Source organism: Acinetobacter sp. 5862 (assembly GCF_024494585.1).
In the GTDB taxonomy this organism is placed as follows: Bacteria; Pseudomonadota; Gammaproteobacteria; order Pseudomonadales; family Moraxellaceae; genus Acinetobacter.
In genome coordinates this window covers 1-22,500 of sequence record NZ_JANHGP010000065.1, presented here as the reverse complement: position 1 = coordinate 22,500, position 22,500 = coordinate 1, and the positions used below count along the sequence as shown (strand labels likewise).

Below are 22,500 nucleotides of genomic sequence, written 5' to 3'. Positions count from 1 at the left end.
TAAACTAAAATTTAAGCCTAACCATCGATTGATAATTAGGCAATACCATTAATGCTTTTCGCTTGCCATGCTCAAGTAAACGATGGTCAGCATCATAAAGATGAATGCTTGCAACGTAATTACAAGAATGTGGAAAATAGCCCAAGGCACAGATAACGCCCATTGAATCCAGAACGGTAATAACGCAATTAAGATGAAGATTAACTCACCCGCATACATGTTACCGAACAGTCGTAGAGCCAACGAAACTGGTCGAGCAAGAAAAGTTACTAATTCCAAAATCAAGTTCACTGGAACCAATAACGCTTTTGCAACTGGGTTACTTGGGTTAAATGGGTTAAGTGCCAATTCACCGACGAAACCGCCGATCCCTTTTTCACGAATACTATAGAACAAGATCAGTGCAAATACAGACAATGACATACCAAGGGTAATGTTAGGATCTGTAGATGGAACAACCTTGAAATAAACGTGGTGAGGGTCCATACCAAACACGTTTGCACCAATCTTTTGAGCTAGGAAAGGAATCCAGTCTACAGGAATCAAGTCCATTGCGTTCATGAGGAAAATCCACACGAAGATGGTCAATGATAAAGGAGCAATTAAACGTGATTTGCCGTGGAAAGTATCACGAACACTTGAGTCCACAAACTCGATAATCATTTCGATTGCAGATTGGAATTTAGTTGGAACGCCAGCATTTGCAGCTTTCGCAACTGTCCAAAATAACAAACAGAAAATAACACCAAGTCCGATAGACCAACCCATTGAATCCAAGTGAATTGCAGTGAACCCCATCGATTGAGCTTCTTCAGCAGTCTCAGCCAATTTCCATGTACCATCAGGCATTTTGCCATAGGTCATATTGGTCAAGTGATGCTTGATATACTCGGTCGAAGTCAGGGCATGTTCTTCAGCAGCCATAAATCACACCTGGTCAATGTCAATCATTAAAAAGAAGTTAAACGAACCATGCGTACTGCAATAATCTCGTTTCTACTTCCAAAAATCTCAAAAATGTGTTTCATTCTCGTTGCTGGAGACGTGACACCCAGAATGGTGCGACCCACGACATGGCCTGAACGAGGATAAATCCACAAAACAATGCCACCGCTGACAACGGCTTGACATTGCTCAAAATCAAAATAAAACCCACAATCACAATTGCAAACTTACCGAGCATTCCCCGATACATATTCAGCATGACTTGTTTTGATGCTCTTGCGCCTGCTGTCCTAAACGACTGCCAGGCAAAATAACAATGCGCCAACCAACAAACCAGCGCTCCAAGCGCAGCACTCAGGGCAGCAGTAGTGTCTTTCATCATCCATGCAAGCAAAGCTGCAACAGGAATCATACACGCCTGTAAGAAGACCAAAGCTTTTGCTAATCGTCGGTCAATCAAGCGACTAGTTCGGCTCATTTTTTACCCACTTACAGCATAACTGCTTGACAAGTTTTAATCATGATTGTTTCGAATCGCAGGCATTATAGAGTTACACCCCTGAACATGCAATCTTTTCTCGACTTAAGTCTGTTTTTTTCGCTGGTCCATTTTTTGACGATAGAGTCAACTGGTTTTTTATTTTTCTCATCAGTTTTGTGTACTTAATACGCATTTATCGGTTTTTAAAGCCAATTTTTTCCATGCAGCAACAAAATTATCTTCACCACGCATACTTTCATCAACTGGTTGGAACACGACTGGATTTAGCTTTTGATATTGACCACGACTTGCTGATGTTTCAGCCAACAAGCACATTTGTGTTTTAGGGCGACTATCTTTTAAGAATTTAATTTGAGCTACTGTTGGTGCAATATGAGGATCATCAGTCAATGCTCCAGCAAATTTCAAATTGAGCGCTCTTTCTAAATATTGATAGGCATCATGATAAGACCAATAAGGTTTTGCTTTATTGGAACTTTCATATTGCTGTGAAACCTGCAGCATTTGTTGCGAAAACTGTTTTGCATTCGCCATGTATTTGGCTTTATTTTCTGGATATTGTTGTGAACGTAAAGTTGCAATAAAGAAAGCGATTCGCACTGCATTGTTTGGCTCTAACCAGACATGGCTATCTACAGTGTTTGCCAATGCAGCACCGCGTAAACTACGTTGAGGCAAAATCGTTAAAATACCGGAATCTAAAAGTGCAATTGCTTTAGGGTTTTGATTAAGCAACTTATCTAAAGGTGCTTCATGTACTTTACCTAACCACAATACCAGCGAAGCATCTTGAATCGCCTTACGATGAGCGGGTGTGAGTTGTACATCATGCCCAGTTTGATCGCCAAGTAACAGAACAGGCTCTTCTATGCCTGCTGTAACCTCTTTAGCAATTAAATAAATTGGATGCGTTGAAACAACTAAACTTTGAGTCCATCCCCATGTGCTTAACATTGAAAAGAAAACAAATACAATTAGGCGGGACATCACAACATTACTCAACTCAGCGAACCGTGTTATAATATAACAAAAGTTAAAAAACACCTATGTCTTTTTTAGATTTGTCGCACTCGCCTGCCGAGGTTCAACTTATATAGATGGTTAAATTGAATTGCATGTTATGATAATGGGTCTATTGCAATATCATAAAGGCGATGAGCGCATGAAAAGCAATAGATTCTACAAAAACAATGAGGTCTACCTATGAGTTCTTGTTCACATGGACATGACAATGCTTTACATGGTGTTCACGGTCATCACGATATTAAGGCTCGCATTGCTGAAGCAGAAATTTTGTGTACTGCAGTTGGCGCTCGCTTAACACCCTTACGTAAAGAAGTGCTTGAACTCATTCTAAATGCTTCTGCTCCAATGGGCGCTTACGACTTATTGGCTAAAATAAAAGGTCAAGCAGACCGCCCTGCTGCCCCACCTACAGTTTATCGAACTTTAGACTTCTTATTAGAAAAAGGTTTAATTCATCGACTTACCTCGATCAATGCCTATATTCCTTGTTGCCACCCACGTGAAGGACACCAAGCTGCTTTTCTGATCTGCACTGAATGTCATTCAGTGAAAGAGGCTTCAGCGCAAGGATTAATTCAACAGCTCGATCAACTTGCTGCTTCTGACCAATTTGCTGCCCAACACAGCATTATTGAAATTTCTGGAAAATGTCATCAGTGCAACACACGCCAATGAGCACTCCACTGATTCAGTTGGAGAATATTTCTGTTCGACGTGACGAACGAGATATTTTAAGAAATATTGATTTTGCATTACAGGCAAAAGAAATTGTTACGCTAATTGGTCCAAATGGTGCAGGTAAATCAACTTTAATTAAAGTGCTGCTCGGCATCATGTCACCCAATAAAGGCAAGGTACACTTTTCTAAGAAATTAAAACTCGCTTACGTTCCACAGAAATTTAATCCGTCTGCCAGTCTTCCATTACGGGTTCAAGATTTACTGGATTTAGAAATTTGTGCCGCTGATTTACGCGAAGAAATTATCCGAGATACGGGCATTCAAAAATTACAAGCCTCTAAAGTACAACAACTCTCAGGTGGCGAACGACAACGGGTTTTACTGGCACGTGCACTACTCCGCCAACCCGATATCCTAGTGCTTGATGAACCCATGCAAGGTTTGGATATTCAATCAGAAGCTGAGCTTTACGACTATGTTAGAAGCCTACCTGAACGCTACGGTTGTGCGGTATTGATGGTTTCACATGATTTACAATGGGTAATGCAAGGCACGCATCGCGTCGTTTGTCTGAATAAACACATTTGTTGTAGTGGTCTACCTGAAAGTATTCAGCAGCATCCCGAATACCAAGCGATTTTTGGTACGCAACGAATGTTCTATCAGCATCATCACAATCATTGTGGACATAGCGATCATGCGGAACCCTGTTCTCATGATCCACGCCCACACATTCACCCTGAACCAAAGGTCTAAGCAATGATGGAATGGTTACAACTACTATTACCTGCTTGGATTATGGGGTCACTGTTGGTATTTCTGACAGCACCTCTCGGCTGTCTAATGCTTTGGCGTAGAATGTCTTTTTTTGCTGACACCATGGCACATGGCACGCTACTAGGCGTCGCTATTGCAGCCTTACTACACCTACCCTTTTGGTTAGGGGTCGCCTTTCTGGCTGCTTTACTGGTTGGTATTTTATGGGTACTGCATGACTCTCGCCTCCCTAATGATGCCCTACTCGCATTAAGTTCAGCGACATTACTGTGCTCTGGTTTGTTATTAATTCAGCATATTCCGAGTTTACGTCCCGAATTATTAAGCTACTTATTTGGCGATCTTCTTAGTATTGAATGGTCTGATTTACCCATGTTTGCGGTCGTGATTGTAGGTTCACTTATCGTTTTGTATCGCTCATGGTCTGCACAAATTCAAATTGCAATTGATCCCGATATTGCAATGAGTGAAGGGGTAAGAGCCAATTGGCAACGCTTGATTTTCATGCTGTTATTGGCGCTATTTACGGTACTTGCGCTCCGCGCTGTCGGCTCACTCCTTATGGGTGCATTACTGGTGATTCCTGCACTAAGTGCACGCTTACTTGCACATTCACCTAAACAAATGGTGATTTGGGCATTTTTACTGGCTCAATTGGGTGTGACGGTTGGCTTATGGTCTAGTGCGGCGTTAAATATTGCCACAGGTCTCAGTATCGTTTTATGTATGGCGCTTTGCTTCGCAGTTATTTTTGCAGTACAAAAATTCTTACCGAATTTTAAAACCAATTAAATGTTTCCAATCTTAGCATCCAATACTTGGATGCTATGTCGACTATTATTTTAACGATCACCAATATCGTAAAAATCGTAAAAAAATAAGCTATTAAGCACTGCTCACATCGGGCAAAATCATATCTTTGTATCATTTAAAAATAACGAACTAAGGAGAGCTTCATGACTGCTCAATCCGTCATTCTTCCATTACCTTCTGATCATGCCCGTTTTATTGTTTTGCGTTTAAAAGATTTAAGTATTTCTGAACTCAAACAGCAGATTGAAGCTCTGCTCTCAACCCGTGATCGTCTTATTACCCAACATCCTAACGATCAAATTAAAACAGCGATTGCCTTTGGTCCTGAGCTTTGGTCAAAGCTTTATTCTCAGACACCTGAAGACTTTAGACAGCTTGACCCTCAACAAGGGGCTTTTGACATGCCTGTGGTTCCCGCGGATGTATTTATACACATTGCGAGTGCTCGTGCTGATATTTGCTTTGCGATCAGTCAAGCTTTCTTCAATGGCATTCAAAGCAAAGTCGATGTTTTAGATGAGCGTGCTTGCTTCCGTTTCTTTGATGGTCGTGATATGACAGGCTTTATTGATGGTACAGAGAATCCTCAATTTCCAGATGACCGTGCTGAAGCTGCCCTCCTTGCAGAAACAGCAGGGGCTTTTGCAGATGGCAGCTTTATTTTCGCACAGCGCTATATTCATAATTTAGCAAAATGGCAACAACTCAAAGTCGATGCTCAAGAACATGTTTTTGGACGTACCAAACTTGAATCTATTGAACTTGATGATGACATCAAACCCCAAAATTCGCATGTCGCACGTACTGTAGTAGAAGATGAGGATGGCGAAGAAATGGAAATCTTGCGTCACAGTTTGCCTTATGGTGATGGTAAAGGTGAACAAGGTCTATTTTTTGTTGCCTATACCAACAATTTGAGCATTATTGATGTCATGTTAAAACGAATGTTTGGTACCACAGGTGATGGTATTCATGACCGTTTATTGCATTTCACTACTGCGATTGATGGGGCATATTATTTCGCACCAAGTGATGAATTACTCGAAGAAGTTATTGAATTATAAAATTTAGAATTGAAAAGAATAAAATTTCTTCAATATAATAAAAAAACTTTGCAGCATAAATCGCATCCAACTCGATCTAATATGCTGCAAAGAGAATTATTTAAATCATAATCAGTTTAAAGAAAAAATATGAACAATACGCAATATTCAGAAAATGAAAGATTTGAAAAGCTCATTCTCAAGCTACAAGAGAAAATCAAAAAAAATCCTAAAGCCTATCAATTAAAAGTATTTATGCTGGCTATTTTAGGAAATTTATATATAGGAATCATGATTTTATTCTTATTAGCCCTCATTCCCTTATTACTGATGTCGATTCTATTTTTAAAAGCTTTTGCAATTAAACTCATTCTAATCGTTGGTTTTTTTATTTGGGTCATTTTACGATCTTTGTGGGTTAAGCAAATACCACCTCAGGGTTATGCAATTACTGCTACAGATGCTCCTGAATTATTTGAGATTATTCATAAATTACAACAACAGCTCAATGCACCTGATTTTCATAAAGTGCTTATCGTAGAAGACTTAAATGCTGGCGTTGTTCAAATCCCGCGTTTTCTGGGTTTAGGCTCTTCTCAAAATTATTTATTGTTAGGGTTGCCATTACTTAAGTCCTTAACCGTAGCTCAATTTACTGCGGTTCTAGCTCATGAATTTGGTCATCTCGCGAAAAATCATGCACAATTTTCAAACTGGATTTATCGTCAACGTATTCGTTGGACGCAGTTAGTCGAGGTATTAGAACAGAATCAAAGCCGCGGAGACTTCTTATTTAGACCTTTTCTCAATCGCTTTGTCCCGTACTTTACGGCTTATTCTTTCCCTCTTGCACAGGCAAATGAATATGAAGCAGATGCCATCGCAGTTCAACTAACCTCTTCGCAATCTACAGCCGAGGCATTAATCACTGTGAGTATTATTAGCCAATATCTTGATGAAAAATATTGGACTGAAATTTATAAACATGCGGATGATATGCCACAACCAGTGATGACACCTTTCTTTAATCTCACCCATGCTCTGACACATGAATTAGAGAAAGAAAATACTACAGCATGGTTGTCAGTGTCGATGCAACAAATGACAACGCATCTTGATACGCATCCATCATTACAAGATCGTTTAAAAGCAATCGGGGTAGTTCCTGAGTTTAAATATCCTTCTGCTGAACAACGTGCAGATCGCCTACTTGGCAAGCAACTCGAAAAAGTAACCGCCACTTTTGACCAAATGTGGCAAAATAATATTTCGTCTTCATGGCAAGAAAGATACCAGTTCATTCAAGGTGGCAAACAGCGCCTTATCGAACTTGATCAAAAACAACAGACCGATGATTTGAATATTGATGAAGCATTTGAACGTGCTCAACTCACGCTCTTTATTGCCAAACAAACAGAGCAAGCATGTCAACAATTGGCAGCACTTCATGAAAAAGCACCAGAACATGCTGAAATTTGTTTGGAATATGGCAGAGCATTATTAGAAAAAAATGATGATCAAGGTTGTGTCTACATGATTCGTGCCGCAGAACTCAATGAATTCATGATGACAACTTGCTATGAAAGACTACGTGATTTTTATTGGCAACAAGGACAACCAGATCAAGCACAACATTATCACCACTTACTTGTAGAACGTCTTGAATTAGAGAGTTTTGCACAGCAAGAGCGAAATCAACTTCACTTAAACAATAAGTTCACTCCGCATGATTTAAGCTCAATCGAGTTAGAACAGCTCATAGATGCGTTAAGCAAAATTAAGGATTTAAAGAAAGCATATTTCGTCAAAAAGAAAGTTGATTATTTGACACATTTACCCTGTTATGTCTTGGCATTTTCAACGACTCGTTGGTACCAGTTCACCAATAAAAAGCGAATTGAGGATGTTTTACAACAAATTCAAAGTAAGATGCCATTAGATCAAGCCGTCTTAATTTTAAGTATTGAAGGTGATAATTATAAATTTGGTCGCAAAATGCGATGGATTAAAGGTTCTCGTATTCTTTAATTGATAATACAAGAGAAGAGGTGTTGTAAGTACAACATCTCTAATCAATAAACTCGAAAGATTTATAGGAATATGTTAATTCAGCTGCAATGACTCTCCCCTTAAGCCACTAAAATTTGCTATATTTGACGTTTTTCCGCGACATTTATTTCGGTAACTATGAATACGGCAATACAAGCAGCTCTTGATCATGCGGTACAATCCCTTCAACAACAAGGGGTACTTCCTTCAGATTGGACAAACACGAGCCATTTAACCCGTACCAAAGACCGAAGTCACGGAGACTTCGCCTCAAATATCGCCATGATTGGTTCCAAAGCGGCGGGAATGAAACCACGTGATTTAGCTGAAAAAATCTTAGCAGCACTACCTGAAGTCGCTGACATTACAAAAGCAGAAATCGCAGGGCCTGGTTTTATTAACTTCTTTCTAAACGCAGACCAACGCTTCGCTGTACTTGATCAAATTCAAGCACAAAAAGACCAATATGGACGCAGCCAAGCCAATGCAGCTAAAAAAATCCAAGTCGAATTTGTTTCTGCAAACCCAACATCTAGTCTGCATGTGGGACATGGTCGTGGTGCAGCTTACGGCATGACTGTTGCCAACCTTTTAGAAGCAACAGGTGCACAAGTTGACCGTGAATACTATGTCAATGATGCAGGTCGCCAAATGGATATTTTGGCAACATCAACTTATTTACGTTATTTAGAATTGACTGGGCAAACGCTTGTTTTCCCTAAAAATGCCTATCAAGGCGACTATGTTAAAGAAATCGCACAAAGCATTATTGATAAAGATGGCGATGCACACGTTCGTCCAGTTGCTGACATTTACAACGATGTGCCTGAAGATGTTCAATATGCTGAAGAACTCGATGCCGAAGGCAATAAAGTTATTCTGTCTGGTGATAAAGAAAAACACATTGATGGCTTAATCGCCAATTCACAACAACAGTTGGGTGCGGGCTATCGCGTATTTCACCAAGCGGCTTTACATGCCATTTTGGATGATATCAAAGATGACCTTGCTGACTTTGGCGTGACTTTTGATGAATGGTTTAGCGAAGCTTCGCTAACCGAAAAAATTGATGAAGCACTTGAGACGCTTGATCAACGTGGCTTTCTCTATGAAAAAGATGGCAATATTTGGTTTAAATCAACTGAATTTGGCGATGAGAAAGACCGTGTGGTCAAACGTCGTAATGGCCAAACCACTTATTTTGCATCTGACATTGCTTACCATTTGAATAAACTACAACGTGGTTATACTGATCTGATTGATATTTGGGGTTCAGATCACCACGGTTATATTTCACGTGTAAAAGCTGCGATTGATGCAATGGGTTACGACTCCAAGAAACTGACTGTTCTTTTAGTTCAATTCGTGAGTTTATGGCGTGGTGGCGAGATGGTACAAATGTCATCTCGTTCAGGTCAATTCGTGACTTTACGTGATCTACGTAAAGAAGTCGGCAACGATGCGGCACGTTTCTACTACGTGATGCGTAAATCTGAACAACATATCGACTTTGATTTAGACCTTGCCGTTTCTCAAAGCAAAGACAATGCGGTGTACTACATTCAGTATGCCCATGCACGTGTAAATAGCATTTTGAACCGCGCGAAAGAGAAAGGCATTACATTTGATGTCGCATCTGCTCGCCAAGTTGCTAATCTCTTAGCATTAGAGACTGAAACAGAGATTCTCGCTAAATTAGCAGCTTATCCTGAAATTTTGATTCGTGCTGCGAATGTCTACGAACCACATCAAATTGGTAATTATCTAAAAGACTTAGCTGCGCTATTTCATGGATGGTATGCTCAAGATGGCGTTAAATTTGTTGATGAAACAAATATTCCTTTATCACAAGCGCGTTTATTACTTTCAATTAACGTACAACAAGTTTTACGTAATGGCTTAGAGTTACTGGGTGTATCTGCTCCTGAAGCGATGTAATCAATACACACAGTTGCAATAAAAAGTTTGAATCTGAAATCCTGTTGTTAACAACGCTATACAGATCTACTTTTAAACTTAGCTTATCATTGGTCGGCAATATCTTAAACAAAGCATTATTTTCAAACATAATGCTTTGTTTTTAACCAGATTCAAGTTACAAATAATCTAATAGGATCAAGAGGAATTTCAGGTGTTTGGAAAAACGCAACGTGGTGTATCTGAACGACCAAACAAGCCGAAAAAACCACTTATTCCAAAGTGGTTGGGAATGCTTGTCGCGATTCTTGCGATTCTATGTGTTGGTGTCATGCTCATGCTATGGCAACCATGGCAACCTGTTCCAGCAAAAAATCAGGTAACCTCCGATCATTATCAAGAAGAAGATACCAACAAAGATTATCGTTTCTACGATTTGTTGCCACAACAACAAGTTACTCCAATCCCTGAACAGGCTGTCCCTGAAACCAAACAACAAGGTAATGTCGTGATTATTGAATCACCAAAACCTGAAACGACCACTGAAGATCCAATAACGATCACCTCGACTGAACCAACTGCACCAGATCAAGCCAGTTATATCTTACAAGTACGTAGCTATCCTGATCCTGACAGTGCTGATGCACGTCGTGCAGAAATTATTCTGAATGGTTTATCTGCCGATGTTATAAAAACGGTTGAAAATGGGCAAATATGGTATCGTGTTTTCTCTGGTCCTTATGATAGCCAAGATGCAGCACTTGCTGCTCAACAAACCTTACAACACAGTGGCATTGATTCAATTGTAATTAAACGATAAAAATCTTCATGAATGAAAAAAGGGAGAACCAGTTGTTCTCCCTTTTTTCATGTTTGAAAATTTATGCGCACTGTGAATTTAAACTTTTCTGCTCAGCTCGCTGAAACGCTGGACGCTGCTGAATACGCTGGACAAAAGCCTGAATGTTGGGATATTTCCCGTGTAGTCGATTTTGAATCGCAATCAGTGGAAATGCCATTTGAATATCTGCAAAAGAAAAAGCTCCAGCAAAATAATCATGCTCTCCCAAATACTGCTCCAGATATAGCATATGTTCTTTCATTCGAGGGCGCACAAAGCCAGCTTTCACGCCATCGGTAATTTTTTCAGCAACAGGTCGAATAATCCACGGAACATGCTTACTCACATTATTGATGACGAGAGTCATCACCAATAAAGGCATGAGAGAGCCTTCAGCGTAGTGCATCCAATACGAGTATTGGAGCTGATCTTTGAATTGCTGCGGTTTGAACTGTTGTTTAACATCATACTGCTGTTGCAGATAATCCAAAATAACAGCCGACTCCACAATGACATTCTCATCATCCACCAGAATTGGTGCTTTACCTAGCGGATGAATCTGTTTCAAACTTTCAGGAGCTGCGTAGCTAGGTAATCTCTGATAATACTCAACTTGGTAGTCCATACCAAGCTCTTCTAATGCCCACAAAATACGGAACGAACGTGAGCATTGTAGGTAATGTAAGGTAATCATTTTTGTGCCTGCTTTGTCTACGCAACTGCTGTATGAATCCCTCTCACAGTTACGTTTAGAATTATGATTTGCCCAAGCACAATAGCATTTTAGTCTCAAACAATCACGGTGTGTATGTCTAAACTGCGTAACAGAGTTTTCGTCACTGGTGTTTTACTACATACATTCAGCAACTTCTCTTGTAACGCTGGTGATGGAATCTGCTCAAATATAATACGACGTATCATCTTTTCTTGCTGTTCGCGGTTGGTATGAAAATCAACTTCAACACCGAAAATCGCCCAAGTCTATTTGTTTATGCTGCGCATACATGCGTAAGGTAATCATCGTGCACGATGCTAAACTTGCGGTCAAAAAATCATAGGGCGCCGGCCCTGTATCATGCCCTCCAAAAGATTCTGGTTTATCTGTGAGAAATTGATGTGAGGCACTTGTCACCTCTCCTTTCCACTCCTTTCCACGATTCGGCTAAAGCCTGAACTTTTGCACTCGCAATCACACTCATTTTGAAGCCCTTATTTGCTCTGGTAATACAGGTGCTTCGAGACGCTTCCCTTGATAATCAGGAATTTCACCAAAACGGGCATCATGATTGATCCAATCTTCTCGTGCTTGCTGTAAATCTTGCATCGTACGTCCAACGAAGTTCCACCACAGCAAAATTGGCGACTCAAACGGTTCACCACCGATGAGTAACACACGATGACCTTCAGTCAGTTCAACTGCGATTTCAGTCAGCCCCGTTTCCAACACCACCATATTATCGGCATTGAGTTCATGCCCATTGACCTGAGCAATGCCTTCAAGTGCCATAAAAGCATATTCAAAGTTTGGATTGAGTGGAATACGGGTTTTAGTATTCGCTTGTGCAGTTAAGTCCACACCAACCAAAGGTGTATGTACTTGCACAGGAGAAACCATATCAAGAAAATCCCCTACTAAAATGGTAAATTCAACCTGATCCTTACTGACCACCGGTAGTTCTGGATAATGCTCAAACTTTGGCTCCATATTGCGCTTGTCATCAGGCAAAGCAATCCAAAGCTGTGCTGCATGCATCTTGGTTTCTGTATCTGGTGCAACTTCGGTATGAGAAATTCCTCGCCCCGCCGTCATTAAATTCACTTGCTTAGGACGAATCAGTTGTTTTGAACCAAGACTATCGGTGTGCATCATGGTGCCTTCAATCATCCATGTAAAAGTCTGCAAACCAATATGTGGATGCGGTCCTACATCCAAACCATCTCCAGCGGGAAAACTCACTGGCCCTGCATGATCCAGAAAACACCATGCCCCCACCAAACGCTTCTGACGACTCGGCAAGGCTCGCTTAATGATTGTGCCCTTACCAATTTCCGCCGAGCGAATCCTAAATTCTTGAATAAACTGATTGATATAAGTTTCACAATCTTTTGAATCAGAAATATCGTAATTGTTATTATTACTCATGATATTACTCTCTTTTACCTATGCTATTGCAATGAGTTGTTTTATTGATCTTAACAATATCAACAGTATTCAATATAGTCTTTTGGTAATACGCAGAGTGCTATGCATGAGACAATCTGTATTATTATTCAACTTTTGCGGGTAATTTAGTAAAGAAATTCTTCTTTGTTTGTTGCATGCCATTTGTCCCCATACTCATTCAGCCTGTTTCTTTACATGCTGCTTTAGATTCTTCATAAATTGGCCGAACTGCGGCAAGAATTCTTCGAATAGTGGATGATCTTTATTTTCGAGCATCACTTCACTAAAAAGTTTTAGCCCCACCGCAAAAGATTTTGTGGTTTGATCATCGAACAACTCAGCTTTTTTCAAACGCCCAACGATCTGAAAAATATCATCATGATTTCCAGTATAAAACTCTAAACGTTCGGTATAAGTTGATGCTTGTCCTTTCGCATCTTTTAAATGTTGTACGGTGACATGGTATTGATGTTGTTTCATAAGTTTTCTCTAAATTAATATTGGATAAGGTGTTTATAAACGTCCAATCGCAATTGCGGCTTGATCAATCTTTTCAGCAATTTGATAAATTTGTTCTTGCTGTAGATCGGCGATATTGAGTTTTAATCGTAATGCTGTTTTTAGATTTTCCATTGCTCGATGGATCTCTATCAGTTGATCGTTGTTATGGATTTCACGTCGAATCCGTAGTTTTTCCAATAAGGCTGTCAACATTTCTTGCTGCTCTTTCAGGTAGGTTTCGCCATATTCAGTGACTTGGTATTGTTTACGCTCGGCATCGAGCAAAGAAATATAGTTCATTTCTTGTAAACTGGTGAGAGTTGGGTAAATTGTTCCTGCGCTCGGTGTATAGCCATCACCCACTAAATCACTAATTTCTTTAATAATTTCATAACCATGTTTGGGGCTTTGCTGAATTAAATGTAAAACCAAAAGCTTCATTCGCCCTGATTCAAACAAACGTCCACGACGGCCTGTTCGGTGATGTTCCCGATGATGTGTATCACGTTCGCTTTCATGATGATTTGATTGATGTCTCATCTTTATTTTTCTCATATTGCACAATTTATGCATATTAAGATATATCTTAAATAGTCTTATAGCAAGTTAAGATATATCTTTAATTTTTAAGCTTTTGATACTGAATAATTTATTTATTTTTTTAAATAGATCTTCAGAAAGATTAAGTAATAAAAAAGAGTGCATCAGCACTCTTTAACAATAGACTTTACTTCCAATAAGATTCATTTTTTCAAATCTTATTATTTGATCAAACTTTTTTCTGTTTAAACCGTTCATCAATTTTTGAAGACAGGAAATCAACAACAGGCTGTAAAGCATGATGCTGTTGTTGCCAGTTTTGCTTTTCAATCTCACCTTTATATTCTTGCACCATTCGCTGCAAAACAGGCTGATGTTGCGGTTGTAACTGAGCAATCACCCATTGCGCAGCCTGATCTTTAGGCGCAATCTCATTCGTCACCAAACTAAAATAAATACGGCATAAGGCCAGAATCTGGTTACGCTCATCCGCATCTTCATCCCAATGTGCCACTATCGATGGATAGGTATCTGCCATCGCCTGCCAGAGTTGCTGATCCGGAATTTCAACTGACCACTGCGTCAAACTTGGTCCAAACAAGCTACGATGATGTAGTTGTGCTTTCTTCAGTAAAATACTCAGATCTGGGTCTGCATGTTCGCTAAGCATATCGCCTTGGCTTAACTCATCCCGCAACCATTCCCCAAACTGTAGTTCATAGCTGAGTGGATAACTTCCCGAAAGAATATGGTCTTTGCGTACGATGGTGACTTCAAGTGCACGTTGCGCAGCACCAATCGGATGCGAAATTTGTAATAAGGTTTCTGCCAGTTGCTGTCGTTGCGGAAGTGTCAGTGCTTGACTCACCACAACCAAAATATCCAGATCACTTTCTGGACCTAGCCCGCCATCAACAGCTGATCCATATAGATAAATGGCAAAGAGAGATTCACCCAAAAGCTGCTGTAAATATCCTGTTAACTGTTCCAGTTGCAAGGTTTCGGACATGCTTTACCTCTTTGCTAATCGCATAAAAAAGGCAGGATTTTCATCCTGCCCTTGGTCTTATTCCCACTCAATCGTAGCTGGTGGCTTAGATGAAACGTCATATACAACACGTGAAACATCTTTGATTTCATTCATGATACGCGTTGAGATTTTATCTACAAGATCATAAGGGAGATGTGCAAAACGAGCTGTCATAAAGTCAACTGTTTCAACCGCACGAAGCGCAATCACCCATGCATAACGGCGACCATCACCAACAACACCCACCGATTTTACAGGTTGGAATACCGCAAATGCTTGCGCAGTTTTATCATACCAACCGCTTGCACGAAGCTCTTGCATAAAGATGTCATCCGCAAGACGAAGAATATCCGCATATTCTTTTTTCACTTCACCCAAAATACGCACGCCCAAACCTGGACCTGGGAATGGGTGACGATAAAGCATTTCATGTGGTAAACCTAAAGTTGTACCTAGACGGCGTACTTCATCTTTAAACAAATCACGAATCGGCTCAACCAATTCAAAAGCTAAATCTTCTGGTAAACCGCCCACATTGTGGTGTGATTTAATCACATGTGCTTTACCATTTTTAGTTGCAGCAGATTCGATCACGTCTGGGTAAATCGTACCTTGTGCAAGGAAATTTACACCATCAAGTTTACGTGCTTCTTCAGCAAAAACTTCGATGAATTCACGACCAATAATTTTACGTTTTTTCTCAGGATCAACTTCACCCGCTAATGCCGTTAAGAAACGCTGTTCAGCATCAGCACGGATCACACGAATACCCATGTTCTCTGCGAACATTTGCATAACTTGATCACCTTCGTTTAAACGAAGTAAACCATTATCTACAAATACACACGTTAACTGATCGCCAATCGCTTTATGCAACAATGCTGCGACTACAGATGAATCAACACCACCTGATAAACCTAAAAGAACTTTTTCATCGCCGATTTGTTTACGTAATTGTTCTACACGTAAATCAATGATGTGCTCAGGTGTCCAAAGACCACGACAACCACAAATTTTATGAACAAAGTTAGAAAGTAATTCTTCACCTTTCGCCGTATGGGTCACTTCAGGGTGGAATTGAACGCCATAGAAACGACGTGCTTCATCACTTACCGCGGCAAATGGACAGCTTGGTGTGCTTGCAGTAACAGAGAAACCTTCAGGAATCACACTGACTTTATCGCCATGACTCATCCAAACATTAAGCTTGTCGTCACCATCATTGAGATCACCCAACAATTGATCGCGTACCAATACATCAACAGCAGCATAACCAAATTCATGAACCGTACCTGGTTCTACTTTACCACCAAGCTGTTCAGACATGGTTTGTAAGCCATAGCAAATACCCAATACTGGTACACCAAGTTCAAATACAACTTGTGGCGCACGTGGACTACCTTCTTCATGTACGCTCTCAGGACCACCTGACAAAATAATCCCGTTCGGATTAAACGCACGAATGTCTTCTTCAGACATATCGAAAGCATACATTTCAGAATAAACACCCGCTTCACGTACGCGACGTGCAATCAGCTGGCTATATTGAGAGCCGAAATCCAAAATAAGGATACGATCTTCAGTAATTTGAGTATTGGTCGTCATGGCTAAACATTAAAGGCAAATGAATTAAGCGCCATATTCTAACATTTTTCACGCTTTGGCGCACCGCAATTCATCATCTATCTTATTTTTTAGCAGGTATGATCAATTGCGACTGATATTTAAACTAAAATTCCCCAAGCACGTGTTGGAAAAGAGAATTAAATCAACAATTCTTGCTGATTCTGATCAACAAAAAGCAAAAATTGGTGCTAAGATGATGAGTCGAAAATATGCATTACCACGGAAAGGTATGCAGTCGGCATCATCGTTTCCTTTTTGTGCGACTGCACTATCCTTGGAAAGAGGAAAAATAAAAAGGTAACTAAAAGCCTAAAAGATATTGGCTCAGTCAATATTCTAAAATATTTCACTATCATCTATGGCTTGCCCTATCACGAGCAACAATTAGGACTTGAAGGACCAATAAAATAATGTTTCAAGAAATGATTGCGGATTTTCAACAGAATTTCTGGTTATATATTTCGATCCCATTTATTAGTGGCTTTATTGGCTATGTAACGAAAGTTATTGCCATTCAAATGATGTTTGCACCACTTGAATTTAAGGGACTCAGGTTATTTGGTCTTCCAATCGGATGGCAAGGCATCGTCCCGCGAAAAGCTGAAAAAATGGCGACCATAGCCGTTGAGTTAATGACCTCAAAGTTAATTCAGCCCCAAGAAATTTTTGCCAGACTGGATCCGAAAAGGATTGCTCAAGAAATTGAAAAACCATTAATGGCTGCTGCCGAAGACATTACCCGTGAAGTTGCACAGCAATATCAACCGGGTTTATGGGAAGGTATGCCTGAGTTCGCACGAAAGAAATTAATTAAGCGAGTTCAAGCCAAAGCCCCTGAGATTGTTGAACATATCATGGGCGAAGTGCAAAAAGATGTGATCAAATACTTTGACATCAAACACATGGTGATTAGCAATCTCCTCAAAGATAAGCGTCTTCTCAACGAAATTTTCAAAAAAGTCGGTAAGCAAGAGTTTAAGTTCTTTAGTAATGTCGGCTTTGTCTTTGGTTTTGCGATCGGTGTTGTACAAATGTTGTGTTGGGTGGTCACTCAAGGAAAATATCCTTGGATGCTGCCAATGTTCGGTGGCTTTGTCGGCTTTTTCAGTGACTGGATGGCTTTACAAATGATGTTTAGACCATTGTACCCAAAGAAGATTTTGGGCTACACATGGCAAGGTTTGTTCATCAAGCGTCAAAATGAAGTCGCGGCAGACTATGCAGCGCTCATTTCTAAACAATTACTCACATCCCGTAATATGATGGAAGAGCTTTTCTCTGGAACAAATTCAGATAAAGTCATCGAACTTGTCAGTCGCCATGTCAAACAAGAAATTGACCTACAGGCAGGTATTGTTCGTCCATTGGTTGTTTATGCGATTGGTGGTGAAAAATATCAAAATATCAAGGCAGAAGTCGCTGAGCGTATCTTACAGCAACTACCAGAAACCATGCGTTATGTAGAGTCCTATGCTGAAGATGCCATGGATGTTCGCAATACCTTGGTAGAGCGGATGCAACAGCTCAGTCCTGAAGAATTTGAAGGTATGCTCCGCCCTGCATTTAAAGAAGATGAATGGTCATTGATTATTGTCGGTGCAGTACTCGGCTTCCTTGTTGGGGAAATGCAAATTCACTTTATGCTGTAAATCTAAAATCCATACCAGTAAAAACAGGGTGCAATTGGCTCCCTGTTTTTATATCAATTGAAGTTATTTAATGGGTATGGGCAACCTTTTCAATTGCGTGGTCAAGGCTCAAACGGCCTGCGCCATGCAGCATTAAATAAAACAGGCCACCTGACATGGCCAGATTTTTCATAAAGTTGATGTGTTGCGCCTGATCATCGGCACTGTGGAAGATAAATGCAGTGATAATGCTGAAAATAGCCAGTCCAAAGGCTGCAAAGCGTGCCTGAAAACCAAATAATAACATTCGGATTAAACATGATCAGTTCCATACTGTTTGTTTTTTAACATGACACCAGTGTAGGAATATTTTATTTTGCAATAAACAGCATATTTTTGAATACATCATTCCATATTTGCAACAAAAAAGTCTTTTTAGCCGCATCCGCACTATTTTTCAACCACATTGTAAAGTTACCAATTATTTTGCTTTTTATACTGACTTTCCCCAGAGGCACTGCTACGATTTAGCTCAAATTCATACTGTTAACAGCTTCATGGAACTTATTGATTTTATTCTGCACGTTGATGAACACCTTTTAGAATTTATTACCAATTATGGCGTATGGATTTATGCCATTTTATTTTTAATTATCTTCGTGGAAACGGGTCTCGTAGTGATGCCTTTTTTACCCGGAGATAGCTTATTATTTGCTGCGGGTGCACTAGCAGCATCAACTGGTGCGATGGATCCGTGGGTACTCGGTATTTTATTATTTATTGCCGCAGTATTAGGTGATACCGTAAATTACCATATTGGGCGTTATATCGGCCCACGTGTATTCGAAATGAATTTACGATTCATCAATCAACAACATTTACTCAAAACACAGCAGTTCTTCCAAAGTCATGGCGGTAAAACCATTATTTTTGCCCGCTTTGTTCCGTTTGCACGTACTTTTGCACCATTTGTGGCAGGTGCAGGCAGTATGAATTATAAATTTTTCCTCACCTATAACGTAATTGGTGCTTTTTGTTGGATCGCATCATTTATTACGTTAGGTTATATCTTTGGTAATATGCCAATCGTTAAAGATAACTTCACCCATTTAATTTTTGGCATTATTATCATCAGTATCTTGCCGGGTGTTATTGGTTTTGTTCGGCAAAAACTCAATGAGCGTAAAGCTCAATAAATTAAAATAATCGAAAAATCATTGGCAACATACAGATCAGTAATAACATTGCCGACCCTTTATATAAATGGTCGGCTGTAATTCCATTGATACTCCCAACCAAAAGTGCTCGTCCGAAGTACATCCAAAAAATACTTACAGGGATTAAAATCACACTAAAAATCGCAAAAACCAGCACTGCATTTTCAATCGAATTCCATGTTTCAACAGGAAAAATACCTGCCGCTAAAAGCACTGTTTTTGGATTTTTTAAAGTAGCGCTAAACAATTTTGTCTTACGTATCTTCTGATGGCGTTGATCATATTTTTGCAAATGCGCACTTTTCCAAAGATGAAATGCCATCCAAAGTACCACTGCTAAACTCACCGTATGTAAAATCACATCTAAAGCTGGCCAAATCGGCTCAAAGAGATGAATAAATAATGCCCACAAACTTATGCCATATACATATCCCAACCATTCAATTGGAATGAAGATTATCGTCTTAAAAGCGCCTTGTTGATGAGTTGCACTGGCGAGCAATGCATTGGTTGGACCGGGTATTAATAACACCGCCAACATCGCCAAAACAAAAAACCAACTTTCAATCATAGACAGACCAGATGACAAAATATGCTCGTCACCTTAAACGAATTTGAAGTAAAAAAACAAATTTAGAGGAGAAAATTAGGCTATAAAAATTAAAGAAATGAATATAAATATTATTAAGATATTGTTTTATATATTTTTATCTTGAAATATTTTGCTAAAATTTAGTTATTTATCACTGTAGTAAATTACAGTGATAAATGAATTTCAACTTATGATTTTGAACGTGGCTTGACCACAATTGTACAACCTTTGAACTGTGCAGCTTGCACAATTGCATCCTGCTGACCTAATAAGTTAGCGAGCTCGGTGTTCTTGGTGTTCATCGACTGGCCCATATTTAATGAGATTGTTGGCGAAATTCCCCAACCACCGCCTCTTGCCCAACCACCACCAAGTCCAATACCGACACCAACCCCAGTGCGTTTAGGTGTCTGCACACCATTATCGATGTATTGTTGAATACGATTATATTCAGCTTGCAACTGTTGGCAGTTTAAAGCTTGGTACTGAGTTGGTGAAACATAAGACGGCTTAACCGTTGATGCGCAAGCACCTAATAACATACTGAGTGCTACCACAGGCATCCAATATAAGCGTTTCATAAGATTCTCTTATTTTTTTGATTCAATCTCACCAAATAAAGTGACGTAAGCTAAGGTCAACTTATGTTCTGATGCCAAGTGAATCAAGGGTAAATTCTTTTGATGTGATTCTTTCATCAACACGGATGGCGGTAACATGCTTTCTAAAACAGGCAAACCTTCATCTTTTAATTGCTGAACCACTTCACGCGGTAACTTTGCTTGAGACTGGAATTGATTTACGACGATTCCTTCAATCTCCAAGCGATCATTATGATCATCTTGGGTTTCGAGTACATTTTCAATCAAAGTTTGTAACGCGCGTTTCGAGAAGACATCACAATCGAAAGGAATCAATACTCGGTCTGCTGAAATTAATGCTGATAACGTAAAAAAGTTAAACGCTGGAGGAGTATCAATAAAAATACGGTCATAACGCGCACTCAGGGACTGAATCGAGTCGCGTAACTTATAAATTTTGTGCTTACTTTCTAATGCATGCTCCAAAGCACCAAGACTTGGACTTGCAGGAATTACATCTAAGTTTTCAAAAGATGAGCGATGAACGTAACTTTCTAAACCCTTACCACGTGGTGCTTTCAAAATTGAACCAATTGCATTACCAATCAGGCCCTTTTGCTGCGTGCTTCCCAAAATATCTTCAAAGAAATTTTCAATGTTTGGCTCTAGTGCTGCTTTGTCAGCAGAATATGTTGCATCTTCACCTAAAAGGTACTGGCTTGAATTTGCTTGTGGATCAAGATCAATCACCAAAGTTCTTAAACCTTGTTTAGCACTAATTGCAGCTAAGTTGACTGTAATACTTGATTTCCCTACACCACCTTTTTGGTTAAATACCACACGAGTTAACATGATTTCCCTCTACAAGATTTTTGTAAACTGCACGCAGTTTAACCTAGTGCAAAAACAATTACTAAAACAATGTCAAACAATTACGCAAAAACAGGTTTAATGATGACTAAGCCAATAATACCAACCAATGCCACTGTACCGACCAACAAACCTGCACGGCGCTGTGGTAACAACACACTGTTGTCTTTTTTATAAATTTTGATTAAAGATGACCAAAGTACAAAAAAGAGAATCACTTTGGCATAAAACCAAGGCGCGACCTCAAAGTTTTTCATCACCACTAAAATAGCACCTGTCACAATAATCAGCGTCAGTGATAAATGTTGTAAGCCAACGAGTGCTTTAAATCCCTTTGGATTTGGCTGCTGATCCTGAACACCAACAAATAAAGCTGCTGCACGAAAAACAAAAGCAATAATCAGCAAACTTACAGCGGACATATGAATAATTTTGGTGAGTAAATGTGCGTCCATGATCCATCCTTAACTTTTAGGTGCGTGTGCACATTCAGGACTGGCTGGCGCTTGACCTTGCCATTCACTAGGAACATAAGCATGAATTGCTAAAGCATGAATTTTACCAGGACTCATTAGTTCAGCCGCCACAGCATAGATTTTTTGATGACGCTGTACTAAACGTAGACCCTGAAACTCTTCACTCACCACAATCACTTTAAAATGTGATTCTTTTCCTGGGAAATAGCCTCCATGCCCAGCCGATTCATTCAGTACCTCCAAATGGGTCGGTGTTAAAGTTTGCAAACGCTCAATCAACTGTTGCTCTAATTTCATCAGCCACTCTATAAAGTCAGATTGTGATAGTGCCTTAGTATACATGACCCTAGATGAAGAGAAAATTTTGTACAAAATCTTGCCTTTTAACTTTTTTAATCACAGAAATGCTTTAATTTTATGCAATTAATTAATTTATTTGCATAAAGTTGTTGACCCTTGTTTTGCTTAATGTATTATAAGCGGCACGCGGGAATAGCTCAGTTGGTAGAGCATAACCTTGCCAAGGTTGGGGTCGCGAGTTCGAGTCTCGTTTCCCGCTCCAGTTTGGTTTTTTAAGTGTAAGTTTTAGTAAAAACTGCTCAATATGCGGGAATAGCTCAGTTGGTAGAGCATAACCTTGCCAAGGTTGGGGTCGCGAGTTCGAGTCTCGTTTCCCGCTCCA

23 protein-coding genes, 2 tRNA genes and 2 pseudogenes are annotated in these 22,500 nt (G+C 39.8%); 11 read left to right on the top strand and 16 right to left on the bottom strand.

Annotated elements, in window-relative coordinates; genetic code table 11:
* Positions 1–48: 48 nt before the first annotated feature.
* From atpB to NO346_RS13010, 3 genes are all read right to left on the bottom strand, one after another.
* The gene (gene atpB, locus NO346_RS13020) at positions 49–924 is read right to left on the bottom strand and encodes a F0F1 ATP synthase subunit A (protein WP_256415434.1); all 876 of its coding nucleotides are present in this window, start codon (positions 922–924) and stop codon (positions 49–51) included.
* Positions 925–1,024: 100 nt separating this feature from the next.
* Positions 1,025–1,423, bottom strand: a complete 399-nt coding sequence (locus NO346_RS13015) for an ATP synthase subunit I (protein ID WP_256415433.1) — start codon at positions 1,421–1,423, stop codon at positions 1,025–1,027.
* 171 nt (positions 1,424–1,594) lie between these two features.
* Positions 1,595–2,434 (bottom strand): metal ABC transporter substrate-binding protein, encoded by an 840-nt coding sequence (locus tag NO346_RS13010; RefSeq protein ID WP_256415432.1) that lies wholly within the window; start codon positions 2,432–2,434, stop codon positions 1,595–1,597.
* A 216-nt stretch (positions 2,435–2,650) separates the two neighbouring features.
* On the opposite strand from NO346_RS13010, the gene NO346_RS13005 reads away from it, so the two are divergent.
* The 7 genes from NO346_RS13005 to NO346_RS12975 all read left to right on the top strand — a co-directional run bounded on the left by NO346_RS13005 (position 2,651) and on the right by NO346_RS12975 (position 10,572).
* Positions 2,651–3,148: a transcriptional repressor gene (locus tag NO346_RS13005; protein WP_256415431.1), complete on the top strand. Its 498-nt coding sequence runs from the start codon at positions 2,651–2,653 to the stop codon at positions 3,146–3,148.
* Positions 3,121–3,909, top strand: coding sequence for a zinc ABC transporter ATP-binding protein ZnuC (znuC, locus tag NO346_RS13000; protein WP_042862439.1), 789 nt, complete (start codon positions 3,121–3,123; stop codon positions 3,907–3,909). The genes NO346_RS13005 and znuC overlap by 28 nt, the downstream gene beginning before the upstream one ends.
* Positions 3,910–3,912: 3 nt before the next feature.
* The gene (gene znuB, locus NO346_RS12995) at positions 3,913–4,722 is read left to right on the top strand and encodes a zinc ABC transporter permease subunit ZnuB (protein WP_005218849.1); all 810 of its coding nucleotides are present in this window, start codon (positions 3,913–3,915) and stop codon (positions 4,720–4,722) included.
* 164 nt (positions 4,723–4,886) lie between these two features.
* Positions 4,887–5,807 (top strand): Dyp-type peroxidase, encoded by a 921-nt coding sequence (locus tag NO346_RS12990; protein WP_005218850.1) that lies wholly within the window; start codon positions 4,887–4,889, stop codon positions 5,805–5,807.
* Between the two features lie 129 nt (positions 5,808–5,936).
* Positions 5,937–7,814: a M48 family metallopeptidase gene (locus tag NO346_RS12985; RefSeq protein WP_256415430.1), complete on the top strand. Its 1,878-nt coding sequence runs from the start codon at positions 5,937–5,939 to the stop codon at positions 7,812–7,814.
* Positions 7,815–7,973: 159 nt separating this feature from the next.
* Positions 7,974–9,773: an arginine--tRNA ligase gene (gene argS / locus NO346_RS12980; protein WP_256415429.1), complete on the top strand. Its 1,800-nt coding sequence runs from the start codon at positions 7,974–7,976 to the stop codon at positions 9,771–9,773.
* Between the two features lie 193 nt (positions 9,774–9,966).
* Complete coding sequence (locus tag NO346_RS12975; protein ID WP_256415428.1) at positions 9,967–10,572, top strand: SPOR domain-containing protein; 606 nt, start codon at positions 9,967–9,969, stop codon at positions 10,570–10,572.
* Positions 10,573–10,633: 61 nt separating this feature from the next.
* Here NO346_RS12975 and NO346_RS12970 read toward each other — a convergent pair whose 3' ends face one another.
* The 7 genes and pseudogenes from NO346_RS12970 to guaA form a co-directional block, all read right to left on the bottom strand.
* Entirely contained in the window at positions 10,634–11,287 is a 654-nt protein-coding gene (locus NO346_RS12970; RefSeq protein ID WP_087536710.1) for a glutathione S-transferase family protein, read from the bottom strand.
* A gap of 95 nt (positions 11,288–11,382) precedes the next feature.
* Positions 11,383–11,792, bottom strand: a pseudogene (locus tag NO346_RS12965) (OsmC family protein).
* Complete coding sequence (locus NO346_RS12960; RefSeq protein WP_256415427.1) at positions 11,789–12,736, bottom strand: pirin family protein; 948 nt, start codon at positions 12,734–12,736, stop codon at positions 11,789–11,791. The pseudogene NO346_RS12965 and the gene NO346_RS12960 overlap by 4 nt, the downstream one beginning before the upstream one ends.
* 195 nt (positions 12,737–12,931) lie before the next feature.
* Positions 12,932–13,237, bottom strand: coding sequence for a DUF3861 domain-containing protein (locus NO346_RS12955; RefSeq protein WP_004680077.1), 306 nt, complete (start codon positions 13,235–13,237; stop codon positions 12,932–12,934).
* A 33-nt stretch (positions 13,238–13,270) separates the two neighbouring features.
* Positions 13,271–13,798: a PadR family transcriptional regulator gene (locus tag NO346_RS12950; protein ID WP_256415426.1), complete on the bottom strand. Its 528-nt coding sequence runs from the start codon at positions 13,796–13,798 to the stop codon at positions 13,271–13,273.
* A gap of 229 nt (positions 13,799–14,027) precedes the next feature.
* Complete coding sequence (locus NO346_RS12945) at positions 14,028–14,807, bottom strand: aminoglycoside nucleotidyltransferase ANT(3'')-IIc (RefSeq protein WP_004680079.1); 780 nt, start codon at positions 14,805–14,807, stop codon at positions 14,028–14,030.
* 57 nt (positions 14,808–14,864) lie between these two features.
* A complete protein-coding gene (guaA, locus tag NO346_RS12940) occupies positions 14,865–16,433 on the bottom strand; it encodes a glutamine-hydrolyzing GMP synthase (RefSeq protein ID WP_256415425.1) in 1,569 nt (522 codons plus the stop codon).
* Positions 16,434–16,876: 443 nt separating this feature from the next.
* Between guaA and NO346_RS12935 the strand changes: the two genes are divergently transcribed.
* Positions 16,877–18,103 (top strand): DUF445 family protein, encoded by a 1,227-nt coding sequence (locus NO346_RS12935; protein WP_256415447.1) that lies wholly within the window; start codon positions 16,877–16,879, stop codon positions 18,101–18,103.
* Positions 18,104–18,170: 67 nt separating this feature from the next.
* Here NO346_RS12935 and NO346_RS12930 read toward each other — a convergent pair.
* A pseudogene (locus NO346_RS12930) lies at positions 18,171–18,386 on the bottom strand (DoxX family protein); the annotation flags it as partial.
* Positions 18,387–18,639: 253 nt separating this feature from the next.
* Here NO346_RS12930 and NO346_RS12925 point away from each other — a divergent pair.
* Positions 18,640–19,278: a DedA family protein gene (locus tag NO346_RS12925; RefSeq protein WP_256415424.1), complete on the top strand. Its 639-nt coding sequence runs from the start codon at positions 18,640–18,642 to the stop codon at positions 19,276–19,278.
* 1 nt (position 19,279) lies between these two features.
* On the opposite strand, the gene NO346_RS12920 is transcribed toward NO346_RS12925, so the two are convergent.
* The 5 genes from NO346_RS12920 to NO346_RS12900 form a co-directional block, all read right to left on the bottom strand.
* Positions 19,280–19,870 (bottom strand): LysE family transporter, encoded by a 591-nt coding sequence (locus NO346_RS12920; protein ID WP_256415423.1) that lies wholly within the window; start codon positions 19,868–19,870, stop codon positions 19,280–19,282.
* A gap of 209 nt (positions 19,871–20,079) precedes the next feature.
* Complete coding sequence (locus tag NO346_RS12915) at positions 20,080–20,472, bottom strand: hypothetical protein (RefSeq protein ID WP_256415422.1); 393 nt, start codon at positions 20,470–20,472, stop codon at positions 20,080–20,082.
* Positions 20,473–20,481: 9 nt separating this feature from the next.
* Entirely contained in the window at positions 20,482–21,324 is an 843-nt protein-coding gene (locus NO346_RS12910) for a ParA family protein (protein WP_004665257.1), read from the bottom strand.
* Between the two features lie 80 nt (positions 21,325–21,404).
* On the bottom strand, positions 21,405–21,797 hold the full coding sequence (locus tag NO346_RS12905; RefSeq protein WP_256415421.1) for a SirB2 family protein: 393 nt from the start codon (positions 21,795–21,797) through the stop codon (positions 21,405–21,407).
* 9 nt (positions 21,798–21,806) lie between these two features.
* Positions 21,807–22,115, bottom strand: a complete 309-nt coding sequence (locus NO346_RS12900) for a BolA family transcriptional regulator (RefSeq protein ID WP_004665260.1) — start codon at positions 22,113–22,115, stop codon at positions 21,807–21,809.
* A gap of 189 nt (positions 22,116–22,304) precedes the next feature.
* On the opposite strand from NO346_RS12900, the gene NO346_RS12895 reads away from it, so the two are divergent.
* Positions 22,305–22,380 (top strand) — tRNA-Gly (locus NO346_RS12895).
* 44 nt (positions 22,381–22,424) lie between these two features.
* Positions 22,425–22,500, top strand: a tRNA-Gly gene (locus tag NO346_RS12890).

Bases quoted from the DNA above. Each gene is read 5' to 3' on its own strand.
- atpB (WP_256415434.1), bottom strand. From the start codon at position 924: ATGGCTGCTGAAGAACATGCCCTGACTTCGACCGAGTATATCAAGCAT.
- NO346_RS13015 (WP_256415433.1), bottom strand. From the start codon at position 1,423: ATGAGCCGAACTAGTCGCTTGATTGACCGACGATTAGCAAAAGCTTTG.
- NO346_RS13010 (WP_256415432.1), bottom strand. From the start codon at position 2,434: ATGTCCCGCCTAATTGTATTTGTTTTCTTTTCAATGTTAAGCACATGG.
- NO346_RS13005 (WP_256415431.1), top strand. From the start codon at position 2,651: ATGAGTTCTTGTTCACATGGACATGACAATGCTTTACATGGTGTTCAC.
- znuC (WP_042862439.1), top strand. From the start codon at position 3,121: ATGTCATCAGTGCAACACACGCCAATGAGCACTCCACTGATTCAGTTG.
- znuB (WP_005218849.1), top strand. From the start codon at position 3,913: ATGATGGAATGGTTACAACTACTATTACCTGCTTGGATTATGGGGTCA.
- NO346_RS12990 (WP_005218850.1), top strand. From the start codon at position 4,887: ATGACTGCTCAATCCGTCATTCTTCCATTACCTTCTGATCATGCCCGT.
- NO346_RS12985 (WP_256415430.1), top strand. From the start codon at position 5,937: ATGAACAATACGCAATATTCAGAAAATGAAAGATTTGAAAAGCTCATT.
- argS (WP_256415429.1), top strand. From the start codon at position 7,974: ATGAATACGGCAATACAAGCAGCTCTTGATCATGCGGTACAATCCCTT.
- NO346_RS12970 (WP_087536710.1), bottom strand. From the start codon at position 11,287: ATGATTACCTTACATTACCTACAATGCTCACGTTCGTTCCGTATTTTG.
- NO346_RS12960 (WP_256415427.1), bottom strand. From the start codon at position 12,736: ATGAGTAATAATAACAATTACGATATTTCTGATTCAAAAGATTGTGAA.
- NO346_RS12955 (WP_004680077.1), bottom strand. From the start codon at position 13,237: ATGAAACAACATCAATACCATGTCACCGTACAACATTTAAAAGATGCG.
- NO346_RS12950 (WP_256415426.1), bottom strand. From the start codon at position 13,798: ATGAGACATCAATCAAATCATCATGAAAGCGAACGTGATACACATCAT.
- NO346_RS12945 (WP_004680079.1), bottom strand. From the start codon at position 14,807: ATGTCCGAAACCTTGCAACTGGAACAGTTAACAGGATATTTACAGCAG.
- guaA (WP_256415425.1), bottom strand. From the start codon at position 16,433: ATGACGACCAATACTCAAATTACTGAAGATCGTATCCTTATTTTGGAT.
- NO346_RS12935 (WP_256415447.1), top strand. From the start codon at position 16,877: ATGATTGCGGATTTTCAACAGAATTTCTGGTTATATATTTCGATCCCA.
- NO346_RS12925 (WP_256415424.1), top strand. From the start codon at position 18,640: ATGGAACTTATTGATTTTATTCTGCACGTTGATGAACACCTTTTAGAA.
- NO346_RS12920 (WP_256415423.1), bottom strand. From the start codon at position 19,870: ATGATTGAAAGTTGGTTTTTTGTTTTGGCGATGTTGGCGGTGTTATTA.
- NO346_RS12915 (WP_256415422.1), bottom strand. From the start codon at position 20,472: ATGAAACGCTTATATTGGATGCCTGTGGTAGCACTCAGTATGTTATTA.
- NO346_RS12910 (WP_004665257.1), bottom strand. From the start codon at position 21,324: ATGTTAACTCGTGTGGTATTTAACCAAAAAGGTGGTGTAGGGAAATCA.
- NO346_RS12905 (WP_256415421.1), bottom strand. From the start codon at position 21,797: ATGGACGCACATTTACTCACCAAAATTATTCATATGTCCGCTGTAAGT.
- NO346_RS12900 (WP_004665260.1), bottom strand. From the start codon at position 22,115: ATGAAATTAGAGCAACAGTTGATTGAGCGTTTGCAAACTTTAACACCG.